Source organism: Psychromonas sp. KJ10-10, from assembly GCF_047323245.1.
Lineage (GTDB): Bacteria > Pseudomonadota > Gammaproteobacteria > Enterobacterales > Psychromonadaceae > Psychromonas.
Map to the genome: position 1 here is coordinate 1,603,442 of NZ_CP178826.1, position 15,144 is coordinate 1,618,585.

Below are 15,144 nucleotides of genomic sequence, written 5' to 3' on the forward strand. Positions count from 1 at the left end.
GCTTAGATGTGAATACTTTTATTGCGCTTATTTCGGCTTGGATTGTATCTCAGGTTATGCTGGTATTAATTACCCGTATTTTTGAATGGAAATTTAGCCTTCATAACGCTTCAAATTTTCAAAAAACTTTAGAGACAGGGCATATCGCGTTGGCTATTCGTTATGCTGGTTACCTAATTTCGACTGCAATGTCGGTGACAGTCGCTAGTTATTTTATTATTTATGATACGCAAGCATTATGGTTAGGCATTACTCAATGGGCAATGATGAGTATTATTTTGATGCTGTGTTTAACTATTCTCACCATGCTTGCAAAGCTAATTGTATTATGGGGTATTAATCGTCGTGTTGAAGTTGAAGATCAAGATAACATTGGTATTGCAACAATTGAATTGACCATTTCATTCTCAATTGCGTTGTTGTTGATGGCGTTAATGAGTTAAACAAACACAAAGCATTAAGTAAATTATAAAAGGCTATCACTGATAGCCTTTTATCTTTTGGAAACACTGGATTAGTGGTAAACATGCCTCAAAATAAAAAGTTAAAACTGCTAATTGATGACAGTTTACTTATCTTAATCATGGCGACGTTAGCCTGTTGTGGGCTTATCTATGAGTATCTCTTATCTCATTATTCTGCACGTATTTTGGGCAGTGTAGAAACAGTCATTTACGCCATTATTGGTATTATGATTGTGTCGATGGGATTGGGCGCCTTTGCTGCTAAAAAAATAAAAGATGCTTTTCAAGGATTTGTTGCATTAGAGCTGGTGGTTGCCTTTATCGGTTGTAGTGCGACCTTATTTATCGCGTCTATAATTGGTTTCAGTCAAACCCTACCGCATCTTATTGCTGACACCTATCAGATACCAGTAGACATGATACCTCGTGGTGGAATACTTGCCAAAATCAATTGGATCAGTTTACAGCTTCCCTACCTTTTTGCTTTTATTCTAGGTTTTTTAATTGGTATGGAAATTCCTTTGATAGCACGTATCCGAGAAACGGTTTATGGGCATCATTTAGCGCATAATGCAGGCACTATTTACGGTGCGGATTATATTGGTGCAGGCATTGGGGCGCTATTTGGGTCCTATTTATGTTGAAAATAGAAATAAGCCAAGTCTGCGCATTAACCGCGACGTTAAACCTCGTTGCTGGTTTTATCTTTTTGATACGCTTTAAGGGCTACTTACGACATGTTAAATGGCTGTTGATGGGGCATGCTCTGTTAGCATTGCTAGTGATTAGTGTTTTTCAGTATGGTGGAAACTGGCAAAAACAAATGCAAAATATGCTCTACCTTGACAAGGTGCTTTATCAGACTCAAACGCCTTATCAAAACCTAGTGTTTACTGAGCGACAATTAGGTGGTGGATTTGAACCAATTTACAATTTCTACATTAACGGTCGATTACAGTTTTCAAGTTTAGATGAACATATTTATCATGAGTTCTTAGTCCATCCTGCAATGCAAGCTTCAAATCAGCATAATAATATATTAATTATAGGTGGTGGAGATGGATTAGCTCTGCGCGAAGTACTTAAATGGCAACCTAAAGCAGTGACACTTGTTGATCTTGATCCGATGCTTATTGAGTTGTTTAAAACGCCTGAGAAAGATTTACCCGCTTCATTACAAACTAAGATCAAGGCATTAACAGCTGATAGCTTTAATGACTCTCGTGTGTCTGTGATTAATGGTGATGCTTTTATTGAAATTGATAAATTACTCCAACAGAAGTTAGTTTTTGATACCATTATTGTGGATCTTCCTGATCCCAGCCACCCTGATTTAAATAAATTATATAGTGTTAACTTTTATTACCGACTTAATCATTTGCTCAATCGCGATGGTGCTATGGTAGTTCAATCGACATCACCGTTTCATGCGCGAAATGCTTTTATTTCCATTGGAAAAACAGTCAAGGCGACGAATTTTAAACAAGTTGAACAATACCACCAAAACGTGCCTTCATTTGGTGAGTGGGGCTGGACTATTGCAACGAAGGAAGGCGCTAGTGTTAATGAACGTTTATCACAACAAAAACAAATACCAGTGGATACTTTTTGGTTAAGTCGTGAATTAATGCATAGTGCATTTGCATTTAATAAAGGCTTTTATGATGATATGGCAAAAGTAAAGATTAACTATTTAGGATCTAATCAGCTATATCAGTATCATCAGAATGCATGGGAAAGAGAAACGGAATTATCAGAGTAATTAGAAATTAGCTAATAGTGGCGAGCTATTAGCTAATTGATCTTGTTTATTTATTATTTAAATAATCCATAACAACTTGGTGATGCTCTTTTGTTTTAAACTTATCAAATACGTGTTCAACGACGCCATTTTCATCAATTAAAAAACTAATACGATGGATGCCATCATAGATTTTACCCATAAATTTTTTCTCGCCCCATACTCCAAAAGCATCTGCAACTGCATGGTCTTCATCGGATAATAAAGGGAAATTAAGTTCTTTTTTAAGTACAAAATTAGCAAGCTTCTTAACCGGATCTGGGCTGATACCATAAACTACGGTATTGTGAGCTTCAAGTTCACTTTTACTATCACGCAAACCACAGGCTTGAGTAATACAACCAGGCGTCATGGCACGAGGGTAAAAATAAACCAATACCTTTTTGCCTGCTAAGTCAGCAAGAGAAACGTTGTTATTTTGGTCGTCCTTTAAAGTAAATAATGGTGCTTTATCACCAGCAACTAATCTGTTCATTTATAAATATCTCATTTTTGCCCAATAATATTGAAGGTGTTTATTCAATATATTGGGCATTTATTAAAGTGTAATTGGGCTTACAAAGCCTTCGGGTTTTAGAGCCAGTAAATCACAGTCTAACTGGTCAATCACTTGCTCTGCGGTATGGCCGAGTAGCGTTGCGCTTAAACCTGATCGACCAACTGTACCAAGGATAACGAGCTCTGCATCTATTTCTTTTGCAACCTCACTGATCACATCTTCTGGCAAACCTTGTTCAAGATGGATTTGTTTTTCAGTTATGTTATTTGTTTGTGCATACTCAAGCAAGGTTTGTTGATGTAGTTTCTTTAATCCATCTTCATAGTTAATAGGATCAAATTCAGGTAATTCCAGCATAATATTCATTGGTGGACTTGGGTAAGCATTCACCATATGTACATTGGCTTTAATGATATTTGCCATGACTTTTGCTTCATCAATAATTTGCTGATTTAATGCATGATGTTCGCCATCCTGTTGGCTTTTACAATCTATCGCACAAAGTATATTACCATTGGTAGGCCATTTATTATGTTTCACTAATAACAGCGGTACTGGGCATTTACGTAATAGATTCCAATCTGTAGGGGTAAACAAAATTGCACTCAGTTTAGAGTGAGGGTGAGTCGCTTTAATAACTAAATCATGATCGTTTTTGAGCACTTCCATGATCGTCGCTTGGAAAGGACGATTATGCCAAATAATGCGACTTTTTAGATTAATGCCTGGCTGTTGGTAAGGCACTGTGATAGCATCAAGCCAAGCTTGGTTCTCTTTAATAACAATGCGTTGCATTGCTTTTCTTTCATCACTTGAACTTAAAGATGTCATTTCATAGCTAAGGTCATAACAACATAGGAATAAAGTTATTGTTGATCCTGTTTGTTTTTCAGCAATTTCTATGGCACGGGCAAGGGCTGGTTGACGCTCTTGAGTTGGATCGATAAAAACTAAAATATTTTTATATTTAAGCATAATTACTCTCCATTAGAAGAAAATACATACCTATAATTTAGTTCAGAAGAAGGGAAAAAGGTAGCCTTTTTATTTGCAAAAAGGCTATTTTGTTAACTAACCTCAATTCTGGTTAATTGAGGTGTCATTACTTTAATATCATATAGTTAATCTTTTTTCTTTGCACCAGCAAGCTCTGCTAGTTGAGGCTCATCTAAAATACTGATGTATTTGCCTTTTACAGCGATCATACCACTTTTTTGAAAGCGACCTAATAAGCGACTGATGGTTTCAACTGTTAACCCTAAATAGTTACCAATATCGCCTCGTGTCATTGATAAACGAAATTCTCTTGGTGAGAAGCCTCGTTCAGAAAAGCGCACTGATAAGTTATGTATAAAGGAAGCTAAACGTTCTTCAGCATTCTTCTTAGAAAGTAGTAAGATCATGTTCTGATCACCTACAATCTCAGAGCTCATTAAACGTAAGATTTGTTGTCTTAGTTTAGGCATGGTTGTAGAAAGTGTATCTAATGTATCGTAGGGAATTTCACAAATCATAGCCGTCTCAAGTGCTTGAGCAAAGCTAGGATGTGTTCCATTGTTAATGCCATCAAAACCAACCAAATCACCAGCTAAGTGGAAAGCGGTAATTTGCTCATCACCCTGGTTCTGTGATTGTATAAGATTTTAATGTACCTGAGCGGATTGCATACAAGCATTTCATTGCTTGACCCGCTTTAAATATTTCTTGGCCTTTTTGAATCGGTTTTTTACGTTCTATAATACTATCTAAACGGTCTAATTCGGTTTCGTTAAGAGAGTAAGGGATACATAATTGACTGATGCTACATTCTTGGCAACGAATTGCAGAGGCACCTGATTGAACTCGACCTGTATTATTTTTATCCATAATTCATTTTTCCAATTCTTGATTTAAGTCAAGTTTAGCACCATTTGATTTGGCTTTGAACTGTTATACAAAACTTACTTCATTGTGCTGAATATTAAGCTAAAAAATGTGTGCTAGATTTACTTGTAACTTATTTGTTAAGACCAGCCTTAACTCAACTGTCGCAGTGCAACATAAAAGGTATGCAGGGCAAATATAGCCAGTAAAAGCCCACTTGCATAACGAAAATAATGATGATTAAGCATGATTTTTAACTGTTGTGTCAAGGAGCCTACAGCTAACATAGCGGGTAATGTTCCTAATCCAAAGCCAAGCATAATTAATGCGCCATTTTCTGCGCTACCACTGCTCGTCGCCCATGAAAGTGTTGAATAAACTAGGCCACAGGGTAACCAGCCCCATAAAAAACCTAAAGGCAATGCGAGGGCAGGGTGTTTCAATGGAAGAAAGTACTGTGCAATTGGCTTAATAAATACCCATATCGATTGACCCACTCTTTCTAGGTGCACTAAACCAAACCATAACCGAGAAATATAAAGTGCTAGTAGTAACATTAAAATAGCGACTAATATTCTAAGGTATATAAGCGCTTCTTTCCCACCAAAAAATACAATTAAAGCACTGTCGCTACCTGCAAATATAAAACCTGCAAGTGAGTAACTGCTTACTCTTCCTAAGTTATATAGAACTAAAGCAGTAAAGGTGCTTATTTTACTTTGCGAAGCCGTACTTGAAAAGGTGATTGCACTGGCGATGCCTGAGCACATTCCTAGGCAATGCCCAGCACCTAATAGTCCAATCATCAAGGCGACTAGAAAATCATTTATCATGTTTTGATGATTTCTCTTTATTGGAGCTATTATTATCTAAATCTTCATCAAATAGAATATTGATGCCTTCTCTGTCTAAGTCTTCATATTGGTCTGATTTTACCGCCCAAAAAAATACCCATACTGCAATGGCAACAAATAATATTGCGATGGGGATTAACACATAAATAATACTCATACGAATTCCTTTATTTGAGTAAACGTAGCGAGTTACTCACAACAATTAATGAGCTAAAGGACATACCAATTACCGCAATATAAGGTGGAACATAACCCGTAATAGCAAGGGGGACAATAATAATATTATAACCAATCGCCCAGGCTAAATTTTGCTTGATAATCGAAGTGGTTTTTTGTGCTGTTTGATACAGGGTATTAATTTTACTTAGATCCTCTCCAAGTAAGATAACATCGGCGCTATTTTTAGCAATGTCGGTACCACTTGCTAGTGCGACAGATACGTGAGCACCAGCTAACACTGGAGCATCATTAATACCGTCTCCTACCATTAATACCTGTTGAGATTGTTGAAGTTTTTGAAGGTGCGTTAATTTCCCCTCTGGGGTAACCCCTTTTACCACATTATCAAGATTTAATAGATTTGCCACATCTTCACTTTTTGCAGAAATATCACCAGTTAATAGTGTAGTTTGTATCTGTTTTTGCCGACAAAATTGACTAATCTGTTGTGCACTTTCTCTTAGGGTATCACCTAACTCAAAGGTTGCGATAAGCTTATTATCATAGGTTAAGTAGATAATTAATTCTTTGCTGTCAATAATATCAGTGATGTTACAAAATTGAGCATGACCTAATTTTAGTACTTTGCCTTGGTAATTGGCTTGTAAACCTTGCCCTGGGATATTTACAACTTCTTCAAGGCGTTGTTGTTGCTTTTGGTGTTTATTAAAGGCCAGTGCAATAGGGTGCTCTGATACACGTTCTAATTGAGAAGCGAGATCAATACAATGTTGTTCTGAGAAGCGACTATAAACAGTGCTCTTGAGTAATACAAAGTCACCCTGTGTTAGTGTTCCTGTTTTATCAAATACCATATGGTTAATCTTATTAACCGTTTCCAATACATGGTGTTGCTTGATAAGAATACCCTGTTTATTTAGATTTGCAGTCGCACAGGTTAAAGCGGTAGGGGTTGCCAGTGATAAAGCACAGGGGCAAGTCGCAACTAATACCGATAGGGTGATCCAAAATGCCTGTTCGGGATCAATAAAGCTCCAGCCAATGTAAGTGCACAGAGCAATAATTAATAAAGCACCAACAAAATAGCGAGAGACAAGGTCAGTAATGACTTCAATACGTGGTTTGTTTTGTTGCGCATTATTCTGAAGATGAATGATGTCAGATATTAAACTATGTTGTGCAAGTTTTTCGATGCGGATAGTCAGTGGGCTTGTGATATTTACAGTCCCTGCAAAAACATGTCCTTGTTTATTCTTATGAACAGGAAGGTGTTCACCTGTTAACATAGATTCTTCAATATTACTGCTACCTGACAAAATAATGCCATCAATAGGAATCGTTTCACCGGCTTTTACTAAAATGATTTGTCCAACGGTTAATGTTTTTGCAGGAACAAGTGATTCTGTTTCATCTTCTCCGTGACCTTCAATCAGCGTTGCCATAGAGGGTAATAAACGTAATAAATTACTACTTGTTTCTGATGCTTTTCGGCGTGCTCTTAATTCCAATAATCTCCCTAATAGTAGCAAAAAAGTAAACATGGAGATTGCTTCAAAATATACTTCGCCTGTAGTCATAATAGTTGCATAGGCAGAAGCGACATAGGCGCCTAATAATGCAATAGAAACGGGTATATCCATGCCTAAGGTTTTATTACGGATATTTCGCCAAGCATTAATATAAAAAGGTTGTGCACTATAAAGTAAAACAGGCGTAGCAAGAATAAAGCTTACCCAACGAAAGTACTGAATAAACTCTTCTTCCATTCCACTAAAAAAGTCCGAATACAAAGCAATGGCAAACATCATCACTTGCATTGTTGCTATTCCAGCGAGACCTAAACGTCTAAGATATGCTTTTGCTTGCTGAGTATAAAGTGCTTCCTGTTGGTTTATTTGAAAAGGGTAAGCTTTGTAACCGACTTTCTGTATTTCAGTGAGAATATGACTCAGTTTAAGTTTATCTTTGTGCCAACGAATAACCACACGATGAAGCGTAGTATTGACATTTATAAAGTGTAAACCTGGTAGTTGGCGTAATTGCTTTTCAATTAACCAAGCACAAGCTGCGCAGGTAATCCCTTCGACCGTGAGTGTTATTTCACTGAGTTCAGCATCCTGCTTGATAAAATCTTCTTGAATTTGAGGCAAGTCATAATGTGCTAGTTGTGATAATTGTTCAGGGATCAGTTCAGTGACTTTTTCGGCATTTTCGCTACGGTGCTCATAATAGGAAGTCAAACCACTATCAACAATGGTTTGTGCTACTGCTTGGCGACCTGGGCAACACATTCTTCTGTCTTCACCTTTAATTTGGACACTAAAAGTGTCGCCTTTGGGGTTTATTTCTCCACAGTGAAAACAATTGTCAGAACTAATCGCTTTTTGCTCATTATAATTTAAATGTAGTACTTGGAAGGTTAATTGTTTTTTGTAATCTCCAGCTTTTATCAAAGGGTTCGATACGCAGAGTCCATTTTCCTGTTAGATCTTGATCGCTTTGAAACATGTAATTACCACTTGCATCTGCGGTAAGCATGGCTGAAATATCATTTTTTGCTAGGGTAGAGTGAAATAAAGAAAATGAAATTGAGCTTTTATCTTCTACTCCTTGCATGATTATTAGTAATGATTTACCTGTTTGTTCAACACTGGCACTGATGTTGAGCTCTGTCGCTTTATTGATTAATGCAAAGTCATTATTAATTGCTTTTCCTTTAGTATAATAATCATCAACAACCATATCTGGTTTATGATCCATTGCGGTAAAAACTAAACTAATTGAACCGACCACTGCCACCATAGGTAAACCGATTAGAAACCAAGGCCAAAACTGTTTAAACCAACTTTTTTTATTTTCGTTCATAATTACCCTAAATAGGTAGGAAGTGGAAGTGAGAATCTATCATTTTGCATTGAATTTTTCCATAAAAAAAGCCTCACTAAGGAGGCTTTTTATGTCTTTACAATGCGTTGTTTATTTATCTAAAGAAAGAGAATAAACATAAGCAGAGATGATTTGAATTTTATCTTCACCTAATATTTTAGACCAAGCTGGCATTACACCGTTACGGCCATTAGCAATTGTATCTTCAACAGCTTTACGTGAACCACCATATAACCAAACAGTATCTGTTAGGTTAGGTGCACCCATTGCAAAAATACCTTTACCTTCTGGTCCATGACAGGTCGCACATAAAGCAAACTTCTCAGCGCCAGCTTGTGCTTCAATAGCATTAACTCGTCGACCACTAAGTTGAAGTACGTAACTTGTCATTTCTTTAACGCCTTGGTCACCACCTAAGATATCTTTCCAAGCTGGCATCACACCGTTTCGACCGTTCATAAGTGTCGTTTTGATTGATGCAGTATCACCACCATAAATCCAATCATCATCAGTTAAGTTTGGAAATCCTTGGCTACCACGGGCATCTGAACCATGACACTGAGCACAGTTTTGTAGGAATAAACGTTGTCCTACTTTAACCGCTTCTTTGTCTTCTGCGATTAGAGCGATATCTTTATAATTGCCTGATTCATCGTAAGCTAATTGTTTAAAAATGGCGCCGAACTTTTCATCAGCATCATTTATTTCACGTTGGTATTGTGATTGAGATGTTTTAGCAAGTTCCGCTGATTGTTCAGGGTTCATGACACTTTGCTCTGAGCTTGTCCAATCTAATAGACCGTTAAAGTTTGCGGTATAAGTTGGAAATGCAAAACTGTAAACCAAAGCAATAACAATCGTAAACCAGAATAGACCGGTCCACCATTTAGGAAGTGGGTTGTTTAACTCTTGAATGCCATCAAATGTGTGGGGCATTGGCTCCCCCTCAGGCACACCCGTTGTATTTTTAGAGGTCGCTTTTAATAGAACTGCACATCCAATAATAACAATTAGCGTAATCACTGAGATCCATATAGTCCAAAATAGGCTCATTATTTTTTGTCTCCTGACTGTTTATTCTGCCCGCTTTCTGTTTTTGCCAAGTCCTGTGGCTCATCAAAAATAGAATTAGCGATATCATCAAACGAATTTTTATTTTTTTACTGTAAGCCCACAAAATCAATGCAACGAAAATAATAATTAAAAATAATGTATATAGTCCATTAAATGTTGCGAAATCCATAAAGCCTCCAGTGTGTCAGTGCCTAGCATCTAGGCACTATTGATAATTATCTAAACGCGTGACCAAGAGATTGTAGATATGCAATCAGTGCTTGCATTTCTGTTTTCCCTTCGACTTCTGCTTTTGCTCCAGCGATATCTTCATCTGTGTAAGGCACACCAAAGTTATCTCGGAAAATCTCTAACTTACGAGCAGTGTCTTCACCTGTTAGTACGTTAACCGCTAACCATGGGAAACCAGGCATATTAGATTGTGGCACAACGTCACGAGGATTGATCAAATGAACTTCATGCCAAGCGTCAGAGTATCGTTGACCAACACGAGCTAAGTCAGGACCTGTTCGCTTCGAACCCCATAGGAATGGATGTTCCCAAACATGTTCACCAGCTACACTGTAGTGTCCATAACGCTCAGTTTCAGCACGGAAAGGACGAATCATTTGACTGTGACACACATGACAACCTTCTTTAATATAGATATCACGTCCTTCCATTTCCAATGCAGTGTAAGGAATTAATGTATCTACTGGCTCAGTTGTTTCTTTTTGAAATAAAAGAGGTGTAATTTGTGCTAAACCACCAAAGCTAATTGCAATGATGATTAAAATGGCTAATAAACCAACATTTTTTTCTATAAATTCATGTTTCATTTTATTACTCCCCAAGTTCTTGAGGTTGGATTGAGCCTTTTTCAGCTGTAATCGTTTTGTAAGTATTATATGCCATTACTAACATGCCTGTTAAGAACACTAATCCACCAAAGAAACGGATAGCGTAGAATGGATATGATTTTTCTAATGATTCAACAAAGGTATAAGTTAAAGTTCCATCAGCATTAACGGCTCTCCACATTAACCCTTGCATAACACCTGAAATCCACATTGCAACGATATACAGAACCGTACCAATAGTTGCCATCCAGAAATGTAGGTTAATCAGTGCAACGCTGTACATACCTTGCTGGCTAAATAATCGCGGTACTAAATGATATAGCGCACCGATAGATACCATTGCAACCCAACCTAGGGCACCAGAGTGAACGTGTCCAACAGTCCAGTCAGTATAATGAGAAAGTGCATTAACTGTCTTAATCGCCATCATCGGACCTTCAAAGGTAGACATACCATAGAAAGAAAGTGATACCACTAAGAAACGTAAAATAGGGTCAGTACGTAATTTATGCCAAGCACCAGATAGCGTCATGATACCATTGATCATGCCTCCCCAAGATGGCGCAAATAAAATCAGTGACATGATCATGCCTAATGATTGAGCCCAATCAGGAAGTGCAGTGTAATGAAGGTGATGAGGACCCGCCCAAATATAAACGGCAATTAAAGCCCAGAAGTGAATAATAGACAAACGGTAAGAATAAACGGGTCTATTTGCTTGTTTCGGTACGAAGTAATACATCATACCTAAGAAGCCTGCCGTTAATAAGAAACCAACAGCATTATGGCCATACCACCATTGTACCATTGCATCAACTGCACCTGCATAAACAGAGTATGACTTCATGGTGCCGAGTGACACTGGAATAGCCATACTGTTTACGATATGTAAAACAGCAACGGTTAAAATAAATGCACCGAAGAACCAGTTTGCAACATAAATATGTGATGTTTTACGTATCGCAAGCGTGCCAAAAAAGACAACCGCGTAAACGACCCAGATAGCTCGCAATTAATAAGTCAATTGGCCATTCTAATTCAGCGTATTCCTTTGAAGTGGTGTAACCCATTGGTAAAGTAATAACAGCAGAAAGAATCACTAATTGCCATCCCCAAAAAACGATTGACGCAAGCGTCCCACCAAACAATCTTGTTTGACAAGTTCGTTGCACAACGTAAAAAGAGGTCGCCATTAATGCTGAAGTACCAAATGCAAAAATAACTGCATTTGTATGTAGCGGACGTAAACGGCTGTAAGTTAACCAAGGCGTATCGAAGTTCAGTACCGGCCAGACAAGCTGAGTCGCAATAAGCACCCCAACAGCCATACCAATAATTCCCCATAATATGGTGGTAAGTGTAAACTGACGAACAACTTTCATGTTGTAGTCAGGTTGTATCGTGGTTGCGGTTGTCATTGTTATTATTCCATGCATGTAATTATAATGTGCGTGTGGTATGACGCATATAAGTAATTAAATGAAGTTGTCTACAAATAAGTTGCTTATTAAAACCACTTCATTTGTGTGGAAGTGTACGCGATAATCTAAAAGATGAATAGATTTGCGTTGAGAATTTGTTAATAAAAATCCTATTGATGTTAATAAATGAGCTGTAACCACTATTTTTACAAGGAATTAATATGTTAACGAAAAGCCGACTTGCTCAATTATTATTCATGATGATTGTTTTATTAGGGTTATTTTTTTGGCGAACTTTTGAGGGTGAACTGTCTAATAGTACAACAAACACAAATAATGATAATTCTGAAATATCATTATTAAGGTGTGATTATTCAAGTGCTTGTGAATTTATTACTGAACAAGGCAGTTTCTTCCTTGATATTAAGAATGCGCCTGTTCAGGCAGAAGAATGGATTGATTTTGAATTAATAACACCCTTTGAAAATAGCGAGATTAGTAAGGCTCAAATTGTGGGAAAAAGTATGTTTATGGGCAGAATACCTGTGTTCTTTAGTAAATCAGGAGCGAAAAACTATACTGCAAGGGGGCTTGTTGGAGCATGTATGACGGACGAAATGGTTTGGGAATTACAGATAGAGATTGCTAATGGCGATAACAATGAAACTCTGCTATTTGACTTTATGGTAAAAAAATAACCTTCCATAGTAGGATTATTCATAAATCAATTTTATTCTTCTTTAGTGCTTTAATATAAGGTTTGCGCAGGGATTTTCAGAAACAATTTTGTTATTATTATCGGTTATAATTAAAGTACTTAATTTAATTCACATTGACTTAAATTTAAATTAACAATTTTGACAAAAAGCTTGTTAATTTAAATTTTTATTAACAAATTTTATAAGTACCTTTATTAATAAAAATAGGTTAGTCAGTAAAATCAATAGATTAAAAGATAGGAAACAAAAATCGTGAATTTATTTTCCAGAAAGCGAAATAAAAATTCTGATTCCTCTGTCCTTATAGATATGAATAGAAAACAAAAACGCTATGAGGCATTAGTTAATGTCTTCAGTGCAGACCTTTATCGTTATGCGTATTGGATCTGCCATGACTCCGATGTTGCACAGGATTTGGTGCAAGAAACTTGCCTACGCGCATGGAAAAATATTGATAGCTTATTAGATGATAAATCAGCTAAGGGGTGGCTGTTCACCATATTAAGGCGTGAAAATGCGCGCCGATTTGAACGAAAGCGAGCATCCTCTTATAGATATTGATGATCATGAAATAGCTGATAACGCTGACTTAACACAAGAAATGGATAGCGAACTATTAATACGAAAAATATCAACATTAGCAGATGAATATAAAGAACCTCTATTATTACAACTTGTTGCCGGTTTTAGCGCAGAAGAAATAGGGGAGCAATTAGAACTTAATAAAAATACAGTATTAACGCGGTTATTTCGTGCTAAAAATTTATTAAAAACTTCACTGACTACTGTAACAAAAGAAAATGAGGCATCCCATGGATGATATTTTATTTCGGCACACAGCCATCGCAACACCGCATGATAAAAGTGACGACTTTTTACAACGGATTGCGGATTCAGACAAAGATAAAAAACTAGTTAAACAAGCTAAAGATTTTGATGCTAACTTGCAGTCACTTTTAAAAGTAGATGTGCCTGAAGGACTGACAGACAAAATTTTATTAGAGCAAAGTTTTGCTATTGAAAATGAGCGTATAAAAAGTAATCGTTGGCATATTGCGATAGTCGCGTCAATTGCATTTGTTATTGGCATTACTTTGCCTTTGTTGAATAATGTTAGTTATTCTCCTGCGGATATTGGCGAAGTCGCAATGCAACATGTTACTGACGAGTATTATTTTACAACCAAAACAAATGAGCAAGCAGACCTAAAAATGGTCAATGCTAAATTAGCACGTTATGGTGCTCATGCAACAAAAGATCTAGGTGAAGTAACTTACGTCAACTATTGTAGTTTTAAAGGAACGCCTGCTCTACATATGGTGATGAGAGGAGAAAAAGGCCAAATCACAGTATTTGTTGTGCCTAAAGAAGCAAAATTTGTTGAAACAGCAGAATTTAGTAATGAGCATTTAAAAGGGGTCACTGAAAAAATGGGCAATACTAATGTTGTTATTGTTGGTGAGCGTGATGAATCATTACAAAAAATTCGTGATGCAATGGAAACAAATATTAAGTGGGATATATAGGCGCTTCTATGGTCTGTCTCATAAATAATCAATTGTAGTAGGTTTTGTGACTGGTTGTTTGAATTATCAGCAACCAGTTTTTTTATCTGCCTTTTTTGTTGACAGGGGCATAAGCAAAAAATATACTGCGCACGTCTTCGAAACACAGCTATTTAAAAAGTGTTTTGATAAAAGAATTTTAAAAGAACAATTCCTCTTTAGCTTAGTTGGTAGAGCCATAGAGAACACTGTTAATTCATTACAACGGATTAACAATGTAGAAAAGACAATTCCTCTTTAGCTCAGTTGGTAGAGCAACGGACTGTTAATCCGTGTGTCGCTGGTTCAAGCCCAGCAAGAGGAGCCACTTTGGTTATTTTGATAATTCAAAATAACAAGTCTAATGACTTAAAACGAACAATTCCTCTTTAGCTCAGTTGGTAGAGCAACGGACTGTTAATCCGTGTGTCGCTGGTTCAAGCCCAGCAAGAGGAGCCACTTTTATAGTTTTGAGTTTCAAAACTAATTCCTCATAGTTTAGTTGGTAGAGCTATTGAGAACACTGTTAATTCATTACAACGGATTAACAATGTAGAAAAGACAATTCCTCTTTAGCTCAGTTGGTAGAGCAACGGACTGTTAATCCGTGTGTCGCTGGTTCAAGCCCAGCAAGAGGAGCCACATAAGAAAAGCCGTACTCATAGAGTACGGCTTTTTTTTGCTTAAAATTAAAGTTTGTTTTAAAGCTCATTGGACAGAAAAAAAGATTGATAATCTTTTTTGAGGTGCTTGCAAAGAAATAATGGTCAATTCAGAAAGCGTGCGCTGGTTCAAGCCCAGCAAGAGGAGCCACTAAATACCAATCTAAATAAGTCTCTGATTAACCTTGCTGGTTAAAATTAATAATAGCGTCGTTCTTTTCAATCCCAATAGCACGCTATTGCTCAATCAAAGGCCTTGCTCTTGTTAATTTTTCCTACGCAATCTTAAATCATTGACTCATATAGATTGGTATACAAAACCGTACTCGTTTGAGTAC

The 15,144-nt window shown here is 36.9% G+C and carries 11 protein-coding genes, 3 tRNA genes and 4 pseudogenes; 8 read left to right on the plus strand and 10 right to left on the minus strand.

Annotated features, from left to right (window positions below):
• Positions 1–8 precede the first annotated feature (8 nt).
• On the plus strand, positions 9–443 hold the full coding sequence (locus ACLKMH_RS09150; protein ID WP_413701707.1) for a hypothetical protein: 435 nt from the start codon (positions 9–11) through the stop codon (positions 441–443).
• Positions 444–526: 83 nt separating this feature from the next.
• Positions 527–2,226: pseudogene (locus ACLKMH_RS09155) on the plus strand (polyamine aminopropyltransferase).
• 46 nt (positions 2,227–2,272) lie between these two features.
• On the opposite strand, the gene bcp reads toward ACLKMH_RS09155, so the two are convergent.
• The 10 genes and pseudogenes from bcp to ccoN all read right to left on the minus strand — a co-directional run bounded on the left by bcp (position 2,273) and on the right by ccoN (position 11,878).
• A complete protein-coding gene (gene bcp / locus ACLKMH_RS09160; protein ID WP_413701708.1) occupies positions 2,273–2,740 on the minus strand; it encodes a thioredoxin-dependent thiol peroxidase in 468 nt (155 codons plus the stop codon).
• A gap of 63 nt (positions 2,741–2,803) precedes the next feature.
• On the minus strand, positions 2,804–3,739 hold the full coding sequence (uspE, locus tag ACLKMH_RS09165) for a universal stress protein UspE (RefSeq protein WP_413701709.1): 936 nt from the start codon (positions 3,737–3,739) through the stop codon (positions 2,804–2,806).
• Between the two features lie 146 nt (positions 3,740–3,885).
• Positions 3,886–4,630: pseudogene (locus ACLKMH_RS09170) on the minus strand (FNR family transcription factor).
• Between the two features lie 149 nt (positions 4,631–4,779).
• On the minus strand, positions 4,780–5,460 hold the full coding sequence (locus ACLKMH_RS09175) for a sulfite exporter TauE/SafE family protein (protein ID WP_413701710.1): 681 nt from the start codon (positions 5,458–5,460) through the stop codon (positions 4,780–4,782).
• Positions 5,450–5,638 (minus strand): cbb3-type cytochrome oxidase assembly protein CcoS, encoded by a 189-nt coding sequence (ccoS, locus tag ACLKMH_RS09180; protein WP_413701711.1) that lies wholly within the window; start codon positions 5,636–5,638, stop codon positions 5,450–5,452. Before ccoS ends, ACLKMH_RS09175 begins: the two co-directional genes overlap by 11 nt.
• Positions 5,639–5,648: 10 nt before the next feature.
• Positions 5,649–8,039 (minus strand): heavy metal translocating P-type ATPase, encoded by a 2,391-nt coding sequence (locus tag ACLKMH_RS09185; RefSeq protein ID WP_413702300.1) that lies wholly within the window; start codon positions 8,037–8,039, stop codon positions 5,649–5,651.
• Between the two features lie 13 nt (positions 8,040–8,052).
• Entirely contained in the window at positions 8,053–8,526 is a 474-nt protein-coding gene (locus ACLKMH_RS09190) for a FixH family protein (protein ID WP_413701712.1), read from the minus strand.
• Between the two features lie 111 nt (positions 8,527–8,637).
• Complete coding sequence (ccoP, locus tag ACLKMH_RS09195) at positions 8,638–9,600, minus strand: cytochrome-c oxidase, cbb3-type subunit III (protein ID WP_413701713.1); 963 nt, start codon at positions 9,598–9,600, stop codon at positions 8,638–8,640.
• A gap of 236 nt (positions 9,601–9,836) precedes the next feature.
• A complete protein-coding gene (gene ccoO / locus ACLKMH_RS09200; RefSeq protein WP_413701714.1) occupies positions 9,837–10,439 on the minus strand; it encodes a cytochrome-c oxidase, cbb3-type subunit II in 603 nt (200 codons plus the stop codon).
• Between the two features lie 4 nt (positions 10,440–10,443).
• Positions 10,444–11,878, minus strand: a pseudogene (gene ccoN / locus ACLKMH_RS09205) (cytochrome-c oxidase, cbb3-type subunit I).
• A gap of 224 nt (positions 11,879–12,102) precedes the next feature.
• Here ccoN and ACLKMH_RS09210 point away from each other — a divergent pair.
• From ACLKMH_RS09210 to ACLKMH_RS09235, 6 genes and pseudogenes are all read left to right on the plus strand, one after another.
• Positions 12,103–12,579 (plus strand): hypothetical protein, encoded by a 477-nt coding sequence (locus ACLKMH_RS09210; RefSeq protein ID WP_413701715.1) that lies wholly within the window; start codon positions 12,103–12,105, stop codon positions 12,577–12,579.
• 330 nt (positions 12,580–12,909) lie between these two features.
• Positions 12,910–13,420 (plus strand): annotated as a pseudogene (locus ACLKMH_RS09215) (sigma-70 family RNA polymerase sigma factor).
• Entirely contained in the window at positions 13,413–14,126 is a 714-nt protein-coding gene (locus tag ACLKMH_RS09220) for a DUF3379 family protein (RefSeq protein ID WP_413701716.1), read from the plus strand. Before ACLKMH_RS09215 ends, ACLKMH_RS09220 begins: the two are co-directional and overlap by 8 nt.
• 270 nt (positions 14,127–14,396) lie before the next feature.
• A tRNA-Asn gene (locus ACLKMH_RS09225) sits at positions 14,397–14,472 on the plus strand.
• 55 nt (positions 14,473–14,527) lie between these two features.
• Positions 14,528–14,603, plus strand: a tRNA-Asn gene (locus ACLKMH_RS09230).
• Between the two features lie 107 nt (positions 14,604–14,710).
• A tRNA-Asn gene (locus ACLKMH_RS09235) sits at positions 14,711–14,786 on the plus strand.
• Positions 14,787–15,144 lie beyond the last annotated feature (358 nt).

Coding starts and splice junctions, on each gene's coding strand:
- bcp (WP_413701708.1), bottom strand. CDS start 2,740: ATGAACAGATTAGTTGCTGGTGATAAAGCACCATTATTTACTTTAAAG.
- uspE (WP_413701709.1), bottom strand. CDS start 3,739: ATGCTTAAATATAAAAATATTTTAGTTTTTATCGATCCAACTCAAGAG.
- ACLKMH_RS09175 (WP_413701710.1), bottom strand. CDS start 5,460: ATGATAAATGATTTTCTAGTCGCCTTGATGATTGGACTATTAGGTGCT.
- ccoS (WP_413701711.1), bottom strand. CDS start 5,638: ATGAGTATTATTTATGTGTTAATCCCCATCGCAATATTATTTGTTGCC.
- ACLKMH_RS09190 (WP_413701712.1), bottom strand. CDS start 8,526: ATGAACGAAAATAAAAAAAGTTGGTTTAAACAGTTTTGGCCTTGGTTT.
- ccoP (WP_413701713.1), bottom strand. CDS start 9,600: ATGAGCCTATTTTGGACTATATGGATCTCAGTGATTACGCTAATTGTT.
- ccoO (WP_413701714.1), bottom strand. CDS start 10,439: ATGAAACATGAATTTATAGAAAAAAATGTTGGTTTATTAGCCATTTTA.
- ACLKMH_RS09210 (WP_413701715.1), top strand. CDS start 12,103: ATGTTAACGAAAAGCCGACTTGCTCAATTATTATTCATGATGATTGTT.
- ACLKMH_RS09220 (WP_413701716.1), top strand. CDS start 13,413: ATGGATGATATTTTATTTCGGCACACAGCCATCGCAACACCGCATGAT.